Here is a 15,600-nt window from a genome sequence, read left to right as displayed (position 1 = left end):
GTCCGCACCCGGCCACTGGACAAGATCTGAGGTTAGGCTAACCTTTCCTCGAATTGTCCGGCGGACGTTCCGCCCCGTTCGAAAGCGGCCCACACCATGTCCAACGCCAGCGCTGCCCACCTGACCCGTCGTGGAATCCTCGCCGCCGGGGGCGTCCTCGGCCTCGGTGCCGTGCTCGCGGCCTGCGGGGGCGACGACGCGAAGAGCGGCGGCTCGGGCGACGGGTCGGGCGGCGCGGCCAAGGCGGGCCCCTGGTCCTTCAAGGACGACCGCGGCACGACCGTGAAGCTGGACAAGGTGCCGGCGAACATCGTCGCCTTCACCGGCGTCGCCGCCGCGCTCTGGGACTACGGCGTCCAGGTCAAGGGCGTCTTCGGCCCCACCACGACCAAGGACGGCAAGCCCGACGTCCAGGCGGGCGACATGGACGTCAGCAAGGTCACCGTCCTCGGCAACGAGTGGGGCAAGCTCGACGTCGAGAAGTACGTGGGCCTCCAGCCCGAACTGCTCGCCACCACGACGTTCGACACCGCGGGCACCCTCTGGTCGGTCCCCGAGGAGTCCAAGGACAAGATCGCGAAGCTGGCGCCCAGCGTGGCGATCTCGGTCTTCGACCGCCAGCTCACCCAGCCGCTCCAGCGCATGTGGGAGCTGGCCGAGTCGCTCGGCGCGGACATGAAGGCCCGGAAGGTCACCGACGCGAAGGCGGCCTTCGACAAGGCGGCGGCCCGGCTGCGCGCCGCCGCCAAGGCCAAGCCCGAGATCAAGGTGCTGGCCGGTTCCGCCAGCCCGGAGCTGTTCTACGTCTCCGGCACCAACCTGTCCGTCGACCTCGAGTACTTCAAGGCCCTCGGCGTGAACTTCGTCGAGCCCTCCGAGGACGCCAAGAAGGCGACCGGCGGCTGGTTCGAGAGCCTGAGCTGGGAGAACGTCGACAAGTACCCGGCCGACGTCATCATCATGGACGACCGCTCCTCGACCATCCAGCCCGCCGACATCACCGAGGGCACCTGGAAGCAGCTCCCCGCGGTCAAGGCCGGCCAGGTCATCGCCCGTTCCCCCGAGCCGATCCTGTCCTACGACAAGTGCGCGCCGCTGCTCGACAAGCTCGCCGAGGCCATCGAGAACGCGAAGAAGGTCAGCTGACCGCGTCCGCCCCGACTCGCAGGAGCCACCCGTGACGACTGCCGTAGCCGCCCCGTTCCGTTTCTTCTCCCTCCAGGTCGTACGGACGCGGCGGCTCGGCCCGTCCCTGACCCGGGTCACCTTCGCCGGGCCCGACCTCGCCGCCTTCCGCTCCGACGGGCGCGACCAGTCCCTGTCGCTCTTCCTGCCGCACCCCGGCCGGCCGGAGCCGGTGGTGCCCGTCGAACTCGGGGACGGCTGGTGGCAGGCGTGGCGTGAACTGCCGGACGACGTACGGGCGGTGATGCGCTCCTACACCCTGCGGGACCTGCGCCGGGACGCCGTCGGGAACACCGAGGAGATCGACGTCGACTTCGTCCTGCACGGCGTCGGACCGGGCGGGCCGGAGGCCGCGGTGCAGGCGGGTCCCGCCTCCCGCTGGGCCGCCCGGGCCGCCGCCGGCGACCGGGTCCTGCTGCTGGGGCCGGCGGTCGCCGACAACCGGGCGATCCGCTTCCGGCCGCCCGGGGACACCGACCTGGTCGTCGTCTGGGGCGACGAGACCGCCCTCCCCGCCGCCTCGGCCGCCGTCGAGTCCCTGCCGGCCGGCACCCGCGCCCGCGTGTGGCTGGAGGTGCCGCACGCCGAGGACGTGCAGGAGCTGACCACCGCGGCGGACGCCGAGATCACCTGGCTGGTCCGGGACGGGGCCGACGACCCGGCCGGCCTCGCGCTCTACGCGCTGCGGGCGGCCCGGCTGCCGTCCGCCCGGAACCCGTACGTCTGGATCGCCGGCGAGTCGGGCCGCGTCAAGCGGCTGCGCCGCCACTTCGTGGGCGAGCGCGGCATCGACCGGCGCCGCGTCACCTTCGTCGGCTACTGGCGGCAGGGCCTGACGGAGGAACAGCTCCGCGCGCAGGGCTGACGCACGGCGGCCCGCCGCACCTCAACTCGCCCTCTGTGACGGCTGGTTGGGACGCGAGTGACGGCCATCACGTGGACGCACGTCTATGGCCAGCGCCAGTTAGGTTAGGCTAACCTAAGTTCCGAAGCCCGGGCTCCGCCCCCTTCCGTCCCTCTCGGACCGTCCCCACCGGAGGACCCCCACATGCGCTCGCACCTGCTCAACGACACCACCGCGGAGCAGTACCGCCGTTCCGTGACCCAGGGAGTCGAGCGGGTGGCCGCCAAACTCGCCACCACCCAGCGGCCGTTCACCGGCGTCACGGTCGACGACCTCGCCCCCCGCATCGACGGGATCGACCTCGACCGGCCGCTGCACGACACGGCCGCGGTCCTGGACGAGCTGGAGGACGTCTACCTCCGCGACGCGGTCTACTTCCACCACCCCCGCTACCTCGCGCACCTCAACTGCCCGGTCGTCATCCCCGCCGTGCTCGCCGAGGCGGTCCTGACCGCCGTCAACTCCTCCCTCGACACCTGGGACCAGTCGGCCGGCGGCACCCTCATCGAGCGGAAGCTGATCGACTGGACGACCGCCCGCGCCGGCCTCGGCCCCGCCGCCGACGGCGTGTTCACCTCCGGCGGCACCCAGTCCAACCTCCAGGCGCTGCTGCTGGCCCGCGAGGAGGCCAAGCCAGGGGAAGGGGGGGCCGACCTCGCGAAACTGCGCGTCTTCGCCTCCGAGGTCAGCCACTTCAGCGTCCAGAAGTCGGCGAAGCTGCTCGGTCTCGGCCCCGACGCCGTCGTCGCGGTCCCCGTCGACCACGACAAGCGCCTCCAGACCGTCGCCCTCGCCCGCGAGCTGGAGCGCTGTGCCGCGGACGGCCTGGTCCCCATGGCCGTCGTCGCCACCGCCGGCACCACCGACTTCGGCTCCATCGACCCGCTGCCGGAGATCGCCGCGCTGTGCGCCCAGTACGGGGTGTGGATGCACGTGGACGCCGCCTACGGCTGCGGACTCCTCGCCTCCCTGAAGTACCGGGACCGGCTGACCGGCATCGAGCGCGCCGACTCGGTCACCGTCGACTACCACAAGTCCTTCTTCCAGCCGGTGAGTTCATCCGCCCTGCTGGTTCGGGACGCGGCCACCCTGCGCCACGCCACCTACCACGCGGAGTACCTCAACCCGCGCCGGATGGTGCGCGAGCGCATCCCCAACCAGGTCGACAAGTCCCTCCAGACCACCCGCCGCTTCGACGCCCTCAAGCTGTGGATGACGCTGCGCGTGATGGGCGCCGACGGCATCGGCGAACTCTTCGACGAGGTGTGCGACCTCGCCGCCGAGGGCTGGCAACTGCTCGCCGCCGACCCGCGCTTCGACGTGGTCGTCGAGCCGAGCCTGTCCACGCTGGTCTTCCGCTACATCCCGGCGGCCGTCGCCGAGCCCGCGGAGATCGACCGCGCCAACCTGTACGCCCGCAAGGCCCTGTTCGCCTCCGGCGACGCGGTGGTCGCGGGCACCAAGGTGGCCGGCCGCCACTACCTGAAATTCACCCTGCTGAACCCCGAGACGACCACGGCCGACATCGCCGCCGTCCTCGACCTGATCGCCGGCCACGCCGAGCAGTACCTGGGAGAGTCCCTTGACCGCGCTTCCTGAAGCCAGTGCCCCGTACGACTTCGTGGGGATCGGCCTCGGCCCCTTCAACCTCGGCCTCGCCTGCCTCACCGAGCCCATCGCCGGACTCGACGGCGTCTTCCTGGAGTCCAAGCCGGACTTCGAGTGGCACGCCGGCATGTTCCTGGACGGCGCCCACCTCCAGACCCCGTTCATGTCGGACCTGGTCACCCTCGCCGACCCGACGTCCCCCTACTCCTTCCTCAACTACCTGAAGGAGAAGGGCCGGCTCTACGCGTTCTACATCCGCGAGAACTTCTACCCGCTGCGCGTCGAGTACGACGACTACTGCCGCTGGGCCGCGAACAAGCTGAGCAGCGTCCGCTTCTCCACGACGGTCACGGAGGTGACGTACGACGAGACGGACGAGCTGTACGTCGTCGCCACCACGTCCGGCGACACCTACCGCGCCCGCCACCTCGTCCTCGGCACCGGCACGCCGCCGCACGTCCCGGACGCCTGCCGCGGCCTGGCCGGCGACTTCCTGCACAACTCCCGCTACGTCCAGCACCGGGCGGAGCTGCAGAAGAAGAAGTCGATCACGCTGGTCGGCAGCGGCCAGTCCGCCGCCGAGATCTACTACGACCTGCTCGGCGAGATCGACGTCCACGGCTACCGGCTGAACTGGGTGACGCGCTCCCCGCGCTTCTTCCCGCTGGAGTACACCAAGCTCACGCTGGAGATGACCTCCCCGGAGTACGTGGACTACTACCACGCGCTGCCCGAGACGACCCGCTACCGCCTCACGTCCGAGCAGAAGGGCCTGTTCAAGGGCATCGACGGCGACCTGATCAACGAGATATTCGACCTGCTGTACCAGAAGCGGCTCGGCGGTCCCGTCCCCACCCGGCTGCTCACCAACTCGGCACTGACCAGCGCCCGGTACGCCGACGGCACGTACACGCTCGGCTTCCGCCAGGAGGAGCAGGGCAAGGACTTCGAGATCGAGTCCGACGGCCTGGTCCTGGCCACCGGCTACCGGTACACCGAGCCGGAGTTCCTCAAGCCCGTCCGGGACCGGCTGCGCCACGACTCCCGGGGCAACTTCGACGTCGCCCGCAACTACAGCGTCGACGTCACGGGCCGGGGCGTGTTCCTGCAGAACGCGGGTGTCCACGCCCACAGCATCACCAGCCCCGACCTGGGCATGGGTGCCTACCGCAACAGCTGCATCATCCGGGAGCTGCTCGGTGGCACCGAGTACTACCCGGTCGAGAAGACCATCGCGTTCCAGGAGTTCGCCGTATGAGCACCCCCACCGCCGCGCAGATCGGCGCCCTCACCCTGCGTCCCCTCGACCCGCTGAAGGACGCCGTCCTGCTGCACGGGTGGGTCACCCACCCGAAGTCGGCCTTCTGGATGATGCAGGACGCCACGCTGGTGGACGTCGAGCGTGCCTACATGGAGATGGCCGCCGACGAGCACCACCACGCCTACCTCGGCCTGCACGACGGCGTCCCCGCCTTCCTGATGGAGAAGTACGACCCGGCCCACCGCGAGCTGACCGGCCTGTACGAGCCGGAGCCCGGCGACGTCGGCATGCACTTCCTGGTCGCCCCCACCGACCGGCCGGTGCACGGCTTCACCCGGGCGGTGATCACCGCCGTGATGACCGAGCTGTTCGCCGACCCGGCGACCGCCCGCGTGGTCGTCGAGCCGGACGTCGGCAACAAGGCCGTCCACGCCCTGAACGCGGCCGTCGGATTCGTGCCGGAGCGCGAGATCCAGAAGCCGGAGAAGAGGGCGCTGCTGAGCTTCTGCACCCGCGAGCGGTTCGAGGAGGCGGTGTCCGCATGAGCCCGGCCGACACCGTGGCGCACCTCTCCCCCGAGCGCTGGGAGCGGGCCAACCGCCTCCTGGTCCGCAAGGCGCTGGCCGAGTTCACGCACGAGCGGCTGCTCACGCCCGAGCGGGACGGGGACGGCTACGTCGTCCGCAGCGACGACGGCCAGACCCGGTACCGCTTCACCGCCACCGTCCGCGCCCTGGACCACTGGCAGGTGGACGCCGACTCGATCACCCGCCACCGCGACGGGGCGGAACTCCCGATCGCCGCACTGGACTTCCTCGTCGAGCTGAAGGAGTCCCTGGGGCTGAGCGACGAGATCCTGCCGGTCTACCTGGAGGAGATCTCCTCCACCCTGTCCGGCACCTGCTACAAGCTCACCAAGCCGCGGGTCACCTCCGCCGAGCTGGCGAGGAGCGGCTTCCAGGCCGTCGAGACCGGCATGACCGAGGGCCACCCCTGTTTCGTCGCCAACAACGGGCGGCTGGGCTTCGGCATCGACGACTACCTGTCGTACGCCCCCGAGACCGCGAACCCGGTCCGGCTGGTGTGGCTGGCCGCCCACCGCTCGCGGGCGGCGTTCACGGCGGGCGTCGGCGTCGAGTACGAGTCCTTCGTCCGGGACGAGCTGGGCGAGGCGACCGTCGAGCGCTTCCACGGCGTCCTGCGCGAGCGGGGCCTGGACCCGGCCGACTACCTGTTCATCCCGGTCCATCCCTGGCAGTGGTGGAACAAGCTCACCGTCACCTTCGCCGCCGAGGTCGCCCGGCAGCACCTGGTGTGCCTGGGCGAGGGCGACGACGAGTACCTGGCCCAGCAGTCCATCCGCACCTTCTTCAACACCTCGCACCCCGGGAAGCACTACGTGAAGACGGCCCTGTCCGTCCTCAACATGGGCTTCATGCGCGGCCTGTCGGCGGCCTACATGGAGGCCACCCCCGCCATCAACGACTGGCTCGCCCAGCTCATCGAGGGCGACCCGGTGCTGAAGTCGACGGGCCTGACGATCATCCGGGAGCGGGCGGCCGTCGGCTACCGGCACCTGGAGTACGAGCGGGCCACCGACCGCTACTCGCCGTACCGCAAGATGCTGGCCGCGCTGTGGCGGGAGAGCCCGGTGCCCTCGCTCCAGGAGGGCGAGACCCTGGCGACGATGGCCTCCCTGGTCCACGTCGACCACGAGGGCGCCTCCTTCGCGGGCGCGCTGATCGAGCGGTCGGGGCTCGCCCCCACCGAGTGGCTGCGGCACTACCTGCGGGCCTACTTCGTCCCGCTGCTGCACAGCTTCTACGCCTACGACCTGGTCTACATGCCGCACGGGGAGAACGTGATCCTCGTGCTGAAGGACGGGGTCGTGCAGCGGGCGGTCTACAAGGACATCGCCGAGGAGATCGCGGTGATGGACCCGGACGCCGTACTGCCGCCGGCCGTCTCGCGCATCGCCGTGGACGTCCCCGACGACAAGAAGCTGCTGTCGATCTTCACGGACGTCTTCGACTGCTTCTTCCGGTTCCTCGCCGCCGGCCTCGCCGAGGAGGGGGTCCTGGAGGAGGACGGCTTCTGGCGGACGGTCGCGGAGGTCACCCGCGCCTACCAGGAGTCGGTGCCGGAGCTGGCCGACAAGTTCGCCCGGTACGACATGTTCGCCCCCGAGTTCGCGCTGTCCTGCCTCAACCGGCTCCAGCTTCGCGACAACCGGCAGATGGTGGACCTGGCGGACCCGTCCGGCGCGCTGCAGCTGGTGGGGAACCTGACGAACCCCATCGCGGGCCTGTAGCGGGCCCCCACGAGCGGACGGGCACCCCGGAGACGGTCCTCCGGGGTGCCCGTCGGTATCGGCGGGTCAGTTCGTCCAGGGCACCTGGGGCGAGCGGTAGTAGTCGATCCCCAGTGCCTCCCAGCGCGGCGCCTGCGCGGCGAGCCGCTCCTTGTAGGTGTCCCAGTCGTGCGTGGCGGCCGGGGACCAGCCCAGTTCGGCGACGCCCGGCAGCCTCGGGAAGGCCATGAACTCGAGCTGGTCCGGTGCGGACAGGGTCTCCGTCCACATCGGCGCCTCCACGCCCCGGACCGCGGAGGCCGGCACGCCCGGCAGATAGGCGTCCGGGTTCCAGTCGTAGGACCGCTGGACCTCCACGTAGCCCGCCCAGGACAGGCCCAGCGGGGTGTCCTTGGTGTACTTCATGTCGAGGTAGGTCCGGTCGGCGGGCGAGACGATCAGGCCGGTGCCGTTCTGCGCGGCCTTGGCGACCTGGGCCTTCTCCGCGGCGCTGGTGCCGTCCAGACCCCAGTACTGGGCGAGCGCGCCCTTGGCCGGGGCGGCGCCGGTCAGCTGGTGCCAGCCGACCACCGTCTTGCCGTACTCGGCGACGATCGGCTGCACCCGGTCCATGAACTTCACGTAGTCCTCGTGCGGCGTGGAGTGCGCCTCGTCGCCGCCGATGTGGAGGTAGCGGCCGGGGGTGAGCGCGGCCAGTTCGCGCACCACGTCGTCCACGAAGTCGTAGGTGAGGTCCTTGCCGACGCACAGCGAACTGAAGCCGACGCTGGTGCCGGTGTACAGCGGGGGCGCCTTGCCGTCGCAGTTCAGCTCGGCGTAGGAGGCGAGGGCCGCGTTGGTGTGACCCGGCATGTCGATCTCGGGGACGACCTCCAGGTGGCGGGAGGCCGCGTACCGCACGATCTCCTTGTAGTCGTCCTTGGTGTAGTGGCCGCCGGGGCCGCCGCCGACCTCGGTGGAGCCGCCGTAGGTGGCCAGGCGCGGCCAGGAGTCGATGGCGATGCGCCAGCCCTGGTCGTCACTGAGGTGCAGGTGGAGCTTGTTGAGCTTGTAGAGGGCGAGCCGGTCGATGTAGCCCTTGACCTCGTCGACGGTGAAGAAGTGCCGGGAGACGTCCAGCATGGCGCCGCGCCAGCCGTAGCGCGGGGTGTCCTCGACGGTGCCGCCCGCGACCAGCCAGGGGCCGGGCTGCACGGTCCTCTTCTCGACGGACGCGGGGAGGAGTTGGCGCAGGGTCTGGACGCCGTGGAAGAGGCCGGCGGGCCCGGCGGCGGTGATGGTGACGCCGGAGCGGCCGCTGTCGAGGCGGTAGCCCTCGTCGCCGTACGGTCCCTTGGCCAGGCGGAGCCGGATGCCGCCGTCGCCGTGGGAGGTGACGGGCAGGCGGTAGCCCGTGGAGGGCCGCAGGACGTCCGCGAGGTAGTCGCCGACGCGGCGGGCCTCGCGCGAGTCGCCGACGCGGATGTGGGTGCCGTTGGTGATGCGGTACGGGGAGCCGCCGGGGTCGACCGAGGACGGGGCGGGGATCACCCGGTCCAGGGGGATCGCGGCCGCCTCCGGGGCGGGGGCCGCCCCGACGGTGAAGGCTCCGGCCGCCGCCACGAACAGCAGCGACCCGAGCAGCCGGGTCAGACGGGGAGTCGTTCCGCGGTGCCGTTGGTGCCGTCTCACGTGCTCTCCCTTCACGATGGGTATAGACCACTCTCCCGCACAACCGCCGCGCACAGAAGCGGTGGAACAATCTCGGCATGGCGGAAATCATCCAGAAGGACGGCACGTGGGTCTTCGACGGCGACACCCTGCGACTGACGCCCGGGCGCGACAGGAACGTCGGCCTGCTCCGCCGGGAACTGGGTGAACTGCTCGTCCCGCTGCGGGCGTTGGCGGGCATATCGTTCGAGCAGGGCAAGAAGTCCGGGCGGCTCAGGCTGCGCTTGCGGGACGGCGCCGACCCGTTGCTCCAGGCGACCGGCGGCCGGCTGGCCGAGCCGCACGACCCGTACCAGCTGATCGTGGACTCCGACCGGTACGGCGTCGCCGAGTACCTGGTCGACGAGGTGCGCAACGCCCTGCTGCTGGAGCAGGTCCCCTCCGGCCCGGTCGACGCCTATCTGCTGGCGGGGCCCTCCGTCCCCCTGTCGGTGTCCGCCGGGGACGGCACGGCGAGCTTCGACGGCGAGCGGGTGCGGCTGGAGTGGAAGTGGCAGGCGGAGGACGCCAAGTCCGCCGGCGGCCCGCGCACCCTGCCGCTCGCGGACATCACCGCGGTGGAGTGGCAGCCGTCGGCGGGCCTGGAGAACGGCCATCTCCGCTTCACCGTGCGGGCCGCGCCGGCCAAGGTGCCGCCCAAGTACGACCCCAACGCCGTCGAGCTGTGGGGGTTCAAGAGGGACCCGCTGATGGCCCTGGTGGCGGCCGCCGTGCAGGCCCGGCTCCCGCACCCGGCGGGTCCGCCCGCCCTGGAGGGCGCGTCCCCGGCCGAGCCCGCCGCGGACCCCGCCCCGGGCCCCGCGCCGGCCGCGGCTCCGGTCGCCGGGGACGACCACGACGCACTGCTGCGGCGGCTGCGGGAGCTGGGCGGACTGCACCGCGACGGGATCCTGACGGACGAGGAGTTCGCGCTGGCCAAGGCGGCCGTGCTCAAGCGGCTGTGAACCGGGGGCGCCGCCACGGGAGGGACGGCCTCCGACCAGCCGCCCATAAGAGTTTCGTCGGCACCTTGCCCGATATCGGGCAGGTTTCTTGCGAAAGCCCCGCTCGTACCCCAAGATCTACCGGGTGCACGACGAACTCGTTGATCATCTGACGCGGTCCACTCCCCTCAGCCGGGGCGAGGCGCTGCGGGTGGTCCAGGACGTGCTCGCCTACTTCGACGAGACGACCGAGGAGTACGTCCGTCGCCGCCACCGCGAGCTCCAGGCCCAGGGCCTGGTGAACGCGACGATCTTCGAACGGATCGCGGCGGAACTGAAGTACCGCGCGGTGGCACCGCCGGAGCTGACGCTCCGCCAGTTGCGCCGCATCGTCTACGGCTGAGAGGCCGTCGGACACGAGACCTGCGAGGAATACGGTATATGTGCGGAATCGTCGGATACATCGGCAAGCGTGACGTCGCGCCCCTGCTGCTGGAGGGCCTCCAGCGCCTGGAGTACCGCGGCTACGACTCGGCGGGCATCGTCGTCACCTCCCCGAAGACGGCCGGCCTGAAGATGGTCAAGGCCAAGGGCCGCGTCCGCGACCTGGAGGCCAAGGTCCCGGCGCGCTTCAAGGGCACCACCGGCATCGCCCACACCCGCTGGGCCACCCACGGCGCCCCCTCCGACGTGAACGCCCACCCGCACATGTCGGCCGACAACAAGGTCGCCGTCGTGCACAACGGCATCATCGACAACGCCGCCGACCTGCGCCGCAAGCTGGAGGCGGACGGCGTCGAGTTCCTCTCCGAGACCGACACCGAGGTCCTCGTCCACCTCATCGCCCGCTCCGAGGCGGAGAAGCTGGAGGACAAGGTCCGCGAGACCCTCCGGGTGATCGAGGGCACGTACGGCATCGCCGTCATGCACGCCGACTTCCCCGAGCGCATCGTCGTCGCCCGCAACGGCTCGCCGGTCGTCCTCGGCATCGGCGAGAAGGAGATGTTCGTCGCCTCCGACATCGCCGCGCTGGTCGCCCACACCCGGCAGATAGTCACCCTCGACGACGGCGAGATGGCCACCCTCAAGGCCGACGACTTCCGCACCTACACCACCGAGGGCACCCGCACCACGTCGGAGCCCACCACCGTGGAGTGGGAGGCCGCCTCCTACGACATGGGCGGCCACGACACCTACATGCACAAGGAGATCCACGAGCAGGCCGAGGCCGTGGACCGCGTGCTGCGCGGCCGGATCGACGACCGCTTCTCCACCGTGCACCTGGGCGGCCTCAACCTGGACGCCCGCGACGCGCGCGCCGTGCGCCGCGTGAAGATCCTCGGCTGCGGCACCTCGTACCACGCGGGCCAGATCGGCGCCCAGATGATCGAGGAGCTGGCCCGCATCCCCGCGGACGCAGAGCCGGCCTCCGAGTTCCGCTACCGCAACGCGGTCGTCGACCCCGACACCCTCTACATCGCCGTCTCCCAGTCCGGCGAGACCTACGACGTGCTGGCCGCCGTGCAGGAGCTGAAGCGCAAGGGCGCCCGCGTCCTCGGCATCGTCAACGTGGTCGGCTCGGCGATCGCCCGCGAGGCGGACGGCGGCATGTACGTGCACGCCGGCCCCGAGGTCTGCGTCGTCTCCACCAAGTGCTTCACCAACACCTGCGTCGCCTTCGCGCTGCTGGCCCTGCACCTGGGCCGCACCCGCGACCTGTCCGTGCGCGACGGCAAGCGGATCATCGAGGGCCTGCGCAGGCTGCCCGCGCAGATCGCCGAGATGCTGGAGCAGGAGGAGGAGATCAAGAAGCTGGCCGCGCAGTACGCCGACGCCCGCTCGATGCTCTTCATCGGCCGCGTCCGGGGCTACCCGGTGGCCCGCGAGGCCTCCCTGAAGCTCAAGGAGGTCTCCTACATCCACGCCGAGGCCTACCCGGCCTCCGAGCTCAAGCACGGCCCGCTCGCCCTGATCGAGCCCGCCCTGCCGACGGTCGCGATCGTGCCGGACGACGACCTGCTGGAGAAGAACCGCGCGGCCATGGAGGAGATCAAGGCCCGCAGCGGCCAGATCCTCGCCGTCGCCCACCGGGAGCAGGAGAAGGCCGACCACACCATCGTCGTCCCGAAGAACGAGGACGAGCTCGACCCGATCCTCATGGGCATCCCGCTCCAGCTCCTCGCGTACCACACGGCCCTGGCCCTGGGCCGGGACATCGACAAGCCGCGCAACCTCGCCAAGTCCGTCACGGTGGAGTAGCACACCGGCGGAACGCCGGAACGGCCCCGCACGTGTTCGTGCGGGGCCGTTCGCGGGACGAGGGAGCTCCGGACGTCAGGGGATGACCACCACGGGCCGCTGCGCCCGCTTGGCGAGGCGCCCGGCGACGGAGCCGAAGAGCCGGCCCACGAGGCCGTGACTGGAGCCGACGACGATCGCGTCCGCCTCGTACTCCCGCCCCACCTCCTCGAGTTCGTGGCAGATGTCACCGCCGCGCTCGACCAGGATCCAGGGCACCTCGGTGAGGTAGTCGGCACACGCCAGCTCCAGACCCAGCACCTCGGTGCGGTGGTCCGGGACGTCGACGAAGACGGGTGGTTCGCAGCCCGCCCACACCGTGGTCGGCAGCCGGTTGGCGACGTGCACGATGACCAGGCCCGAGCCGAGCCGGCGCGCCATGCCGATGGCGTACGCGAGAGCGCGCTCGCTGGAGGTGGAGCCGTCGAAGCCCACGACGACACCGTGCTTGAAGGCTGGGTCGCACGACTGGCGTGGCTCTCCGGCCGCCAGGGGCTCGGCCGCCGTAGGTTCGGCGACGGGCCGCTTGCGGTCCGCGGGTTCGAAGAATTCGTGACCGGCCATGGCTGTCTCGGCGTTTACATCCTCTATGGGGGGCAACATGTGCGGCGGAGCAGTGTCCGGGAACTGTCTTCCCAACCCCATACCCCCAAGGGTACGGCGCCACGCCTCCTTCGCCCAGATCCCGCGCGGGGTCCGCCGCGGGTTCCCCGGAGCATGCCCGAGGGGGCGCCCGTAACGCAATGGTTGCTGCGCTGTACAGGCGGTTTGCACGGGATTCAACTGCCGGTGCCCCCGGCCGCGGCCCGTCGTGACCGGAGGACCGGCCGGACGTCGCTCTCCGTGAACCGGGCCGGCGGCGCCGCCGACGCGGGGACGGGATCACCGGTCCGGTCCGCCGGGCGGCGTTCGGCCGCGGCCTCGTCCCGGTCCTGCGGGGCGGGTCCGGGGGTGCGCGCCACGCCGGGTGAAAAACACCGGTCGGTTGACCGGTTTCCGCGCACGAGTCCGCTTCTTTTCAGCCAACTTCCACGGGGGTCTCCCCCCTGACCCGAATCACCCCCCAACCCCCGTTCCACCTGCACGGACAGGGTCTCGGGGCCCCCGCGCACCCTATGTGGATTGGCCACTGCCACAAGGCGCACTTCCCTGTGGCGCCCCGGAGTGCAACCCTTCGTGATCGACTGCTTCACGCCAAGTTGCCATGTCGACAATGTCCCAAGTGCCGAACCGGCCACCTCGGTACGACGGGACGCAGTAGATTCGATCTTGACTGTCTACGGCGGGGGACTCGTGCAGGACCGAGGGGAAACGTGTTGGAGCGACAGACCCGAAAGGTTGAGGGCGCCGCGACCACCGAGGGGGGCTTAGCGGGATGAGCCACGACTCCACTGCCGCGCCGGAAGCCGCGGCCCGGAAGCTGTCCGGGCGACGCCGCAAGGAGATCGTCGCGGTGCTGCTGTTCAGCGGCGGCCCCATCTTCGAGAGTTCCATACCGCTGTCGGTGTTCGGCATCGACCGCCAGGACGCCGGCGTGCCGCGCTACCGACTGCTGGTGTGCGCCGGTGAGGAGGGCCCCCTGCGGACCACAGGGGGACTCGAACTCACCGCGCCGCAGGGCCTGGAGGCGATCTCCCGGGCCGGCACCGTCGTCGTGCCGGCCTGGCGGTCGATCACCTCTCCACCGCCGGAGGAGGCGCTCGACGCCCTGCGCCGGGCGCACGAGGAGGGGGCCCGCATCGTCGGGCTGTGCACCGGCGCCTTCGTCCTGGCGGCGGCGGGCCTGCTGGACGGCCGCCCGGCGACCACCCACTGGATGTACGCGCCGACGCTGGCCAAGCGCTATCCGTCGGTGCACGTCGATCCGCGCGAGCTGTTCGTGGACGACGGCGACGTCCTGACGTCGGCGGGCACGGCGGCGGGCATCGACCTGTGCCTGCACATCGTGCGCACGGACCACGGCAACGAGGCGGCCGGCGCCCTGGCCCGGCGTCTGGTGGTGCCCCCGCGCCGCAGCGGCGGCCAGGAGCGCTACCTCGACCGGTCTTTACCGGAGGAGATCGGCGCCGACCCGCTCGCCGAGGTCGTCGCCTGGGCGCTGGAGCACCTCCACGAGCAGTTCGACGTGGAGACGCTGGCGGCCCGCGCGTACATGAGCCGGCGCACCTTCGACCGCCGCTTCCGCTCGCTGACCGGCAGCGCGCCGCTCCAGTGGCTGATCACCCAGCGGGTGCTCCAGGCGCAGCGGCTGCTGGAGACGTCCGACTACTCGGTGGACGAGGTCGCGGGCCGCTGCGGCTTCCGTTCGCCGGTGGCGCTGCGCGGCCACTTCCGCCGCCAGCTGGGCTCCTCCCCCGCCGCCTACCGGGCCGCCTACCGGGCCCGCCGCCCGCAGGGCGACCGGCCGGTGGACGCGGAGGGCGGCGGCGCGGGCCCGTCCCGGCTGCCCGCCCCGTACGAGGCCGGGCAGCAGCCGGCCGGTGTGCCGGTGGAGAGCCAGGTCCCGTTCCAGACCCGCCGCCCCCGGGGCCGGCCCGCCGGGGCGCGCCGGCGGGGGCTGCGCCGCCCCCCGTGCCTTCACCTCGGGGCGCGCGGGGCGGGCCCACGGCCCGCCCGGCGCTCCCGGCCGTCCGGCCCTCCCCCACGCCGGGCAGGGCGGACCCACTCAGCCCGTCCGGCGTTCGCGGACGAGGCCGCCCAGGCCGAAGCGGGGGTCCGGGGGCGGCAGCTCCCGTGAGGCCGGCATCGACGCCGGGGGTCCATGCACCGGACGCCCGCCGTAGGGTGGCCCCATGAACGATCGCATGGTGTGGATCGACTGCGAGATGACCGGCCTCTCGCTGTCCGACGACGCGCTCATCGAGGTGGCCGCCCTCGTCACCGACTCCGAGCTGAACGTGCTCGGCGAGGGCGTCGACATCGTCATCCGTCCGCCGGAGCGGGCCCTGGAGACGATGCCGGAGGTGGTGCGGGAGATGCACACCGCGTCCGGCCTGCTCGCCGAGCTCGAGGGCGGCACGACGCTGGCGGACGCCGAGGCGCAGGTCCTGGCGTACGTGCGGGAGCACGTGAAGGAACCCGGCAAGGCCCCCCTGTGCGGCAACTCGGTCGGCACCGACCGCGGCTTCCTGCTGAGGGACATGCCGACACTGGAGAACTACCTCCACTACCGGATCGTGGACGTCTCCTCGGTCAAGGAGCTGGCCCGGCGCTGGTACCCGCGGGCCTACTTCAACAGTCCCGAGAAGAACGGCAACCACCGCGCCCTCGCCGACATCCGCGAGTCCATCGCCGAGCTGCGCTACTACCGCGAGGCCGTCTTCGTCCCGCAGCCCGGCCCCGACTCCGACACGGCCAAGGCGATCGCCGCCAAGCACGTCGTGTCCGCCCCTTAGGGGCG

The 15,600-nt window shown here is 71.4% G+C and carries 13 protein-coding genes; 11 read left to right on the top strand and 2 right to left on the bottom strand.

Annotation, left to right across the window (positions count from 1 at the left end):
• Nucleotides 1–96 precede the first annotated feature (96 nt).
• The 6 genes from ACFWJB_RS03845 (at nt 97) to ACFWJB_RS03820 (ending at nt 7,269) form a co-directional block, all read left to right on the top strand.
• A complete protein-coding gene (locus ACFWJB_RS03845) occupies nt 97–1,146 on the top strand; it encodes an ABC transporter substrate-binding protein (RefSeq protein WP_385461953.1) in 1,050 nt (349 codons plus the stop codon).
• 31 nt (nt 1,147–1,177) lie between these two features.
• Nucleotides 1,178–2,050, top strand: a complete 873-nt coding sequence (locus ACFWJB_RS03840; protein WP_386920077.1) for a siderophore-interacting protein — start codon at nt 1,178–1,180, stop codon at nt 2,048–2,050.
• 183 nt (nt 2,051–2,233) lie between these two features.
• A complete protein-coding gene (gene desA / locus ACFWJB_RS03835) occupies nt 2,234–3,688 on the top strand; it encodes a lysine decarboxylase DesA (RefSeq protein WP_386920075.1) in 1,455 nt (484 codons plus the stop codon).
• Nucleotides 3,672–4,955, top strand: a complete 1,284-nt coding sequence (locus tag ACFWJB_RS03830; protein ID WP_386920073.1) for a lysine N(6)-hydroxylase/L-ornithine N(5)-oxygenase family protein — start codon at nt 3,672–3,674, stop codon at nt 4,953–4,955. The genes desA and ACFWJB_RS03830 overlap by 17 nt, the downstream gene beginning before the upstream one ends.
• Entirely contained in the window at nt 4,952–5,503 is a 552-nt protein-coding gene (locus ACFWJB_RS03825) for a GNAT family N-acetyltransferase (protein ID WP_385461965.1), read from the top strand. The genes ACFWJB_RS03830 and ACFWJB_RS03825 overlap by 4 nt, the downstream gene beginning before the upstream one ends.
• Nucleotides 5,500–7,269: an IucA/IucC family protein gene (locus tag ACFWJB_RS03820; RefSeq protein WP_385461968.1), complete on the top strand. Its 1,770-nt coding sequence runs from the start codon at nt 5,500–5,502 to the stop codon at nt 7,267–7,269. The genes ACFWJB_RS03825 and ACFWJB_RS03820 overlap by 4 nt, the downstream gene beginning before the upstream one ends.
• Before the next feature lie 66 nt (nt 7,270–7,335).
• Here ACFWJB_RS03820 and ACFWJB_RS03815 read toward each other — a convergent pair whose 3' ends face one another.
• On the bottom strand, nt 7,336–8,940 hold the full coding sequence (locus tag ACFWJB_RS03815; protein WP_385461970.1) for a beta-N-acetylhexosaminidase: 1,605 nt from the start codon (nt 8,938–8,940) through the stop codon (nt 7,336–7,338).
• Between the two features lie 77 nt (nt 8,941–9,017).
• Here ACFWJB_RS03815 and ACFWJB_RS03810 point away from each other — a divergent pair, with 77 nt between their 5' ends.
• The 3 genes from ACFWJB_RS03810 to glmS all read left to right on the top strand — a co-directional run bounded on the left by ACFWJB_RS03810 (nt 9,018) and on the right by glmS (nt 12,161).
• Nucleotides 9,018–9,923 (top strand): DUF4429 domain-containing protein, encoded by a 906-nt coding sequence (locus ACFWJB_RS03810; RefSeq protein WP_386920070.1) that lies wholly within the window; start codon nt 9,018–9,020, stop codon nt 9,921–9,923.
• A 124-nt stretch (nt 9,924–10,047) separates the two neighbouring features.
• Nucleotides 10,048–10,305, top strand: a complete 258-nt coding sequence (locus ACFWJB_RS03805) for a hypothetical protein (RefSeq protein ID WP_385462006.1) — start codon at nt 10,048–10,050, stop codon at nt 10,303–10,305.
• A gap of 38 nt (nt 10,306–10,343) precedes the next feature.
• The gene (gene glmS / locus ACFWJB_RS03800; protein WP_385461975.1) at nt 10,344–12,161 is read left to right on the top strand and encodes a glutamine--fructose-6-phosphate transaminase (isomerizing); all 1,818 of its coding nucleotides are present in this window, start codon (nt 10,344–10,346) and stop codon (nt 12,159–12,161) included.
• 75 nt (nt 12,162–12,236) lie between these two features.
• Here glmS and ACFWJB_RS03795 read toward each other — a convergent pair whose 3' ends face one another.
• Nucleotides 12,237–12,764 (bottom strand): universal stress protein, encoded by a 528-nt coding sequence (locus ACFWJB_RS03795; protein ID WP_385461981.1) that lies wholly within the window; start codon nt 12,762–12,764, stop codon nt 12,237–12,239.
• Between the two features lie 811 nt (nt 12,765–13,575).
• Here ACFWJB_RS03795 and ACFWJB_RS03790 point away from each other — a divergent pair.
• Entirely contained in the window at nt 13,576–14,937 is a 1,362-nt protein-coding gene (locus ACFWJB_RS03790; protein WP_386920067.1) for a helix-turn-helix domain-containing protein, read from the top strand.
• Nucleotides 14,938–14,992: 55 nt separating this feature from the next.
• The gene (gene orn, locus ACFWJB_RS03785) at nt 14,993–15,595 is read left to right on the top strand and encodes an oligoribonuclease (protein WP_385461987.1); all 603 of its coding nucleotides are present in this window, start codon (nt 14,993–14,995) and stop codon (nt 15,593–15,595) included.
• The last annotated feature ends 5 nt before the right edge of the window (nt 15,596–15,600 follow it).

It is taken from the genome of Streptomyces sp. NPDC127100 (genome assembly GCF_042724095.1).
Taxonomy (GTDB): domain Bacteria; phylum Actinomycetota; class Actinomycetes; order Streptomycetales; family Streptomycetaceae; genus Streptomyces.
This window is presented reverse-complemented; position numbering and strand designations above follow the sequence as displayed.

Coding starts and splice junctions, on each gene's coding strand:
- ACFWJB_RS03820 (WP_385461968.1), top strand. CDS start 5,500: ATGAGCCCGGCCGACACCGTGGCGCACCTCTCCCCCGAGCGCTGGGAG.
- ACFWJB_RS03845 (WP_385461953.1), top strand. CDS start 97: ATGTCCAACGCCAGCGCTGCCCACCTGACCCGTCGTGGAATCCTCGCC.
- desA (WP_386920075.1), top strand. CDS start 2,234: ATGCGCTCGCACCTGCTCAACGACACCACCGCGGAGCAGTACCGCCGT.
- ACFWJB_RS03790 (WP_386920067.1), top strand. CDS start 13,576: ATGAGCCACGACTCCACTGCCGCGCCGGAAGCCGCGGCCCGGAAGCTG.
- orn (WP_385461987.1), top strand. CDS start 14,993: ATGAACGATCGCATGGTGTGGATCGACTGCGAGATGACCGGCCTCTCG.
- ACFWJB_RS03810 (WP_386920070.1), top strand. CDS start 9,018: ATGGCGGAAATCATCCAGAAGGACGGCACGTGGGTCTTCGACGGCGAC.
- ACFWJB_RS03825 (WP_385461965.1), top strand. CDS start 4,952: ATGAGCACCCCCACCGCCGCGCAGATCGGCGCCCTCACCCTGCGTCCC.
- ACFWJB_RS03795 (WP_385461981.1), bottom strand. CDS start 12,764: ATGGCCGGTCACGAATTCTTCGAACCCGCGGACCGCAAGCGGCCCGTC.
- glmS (WP_385461975.1), top strand. CDS start 10,344: ATGTGCGGAATCGTCGGATACATCGGCAAGCGTGACGTCGCGCCCCTG.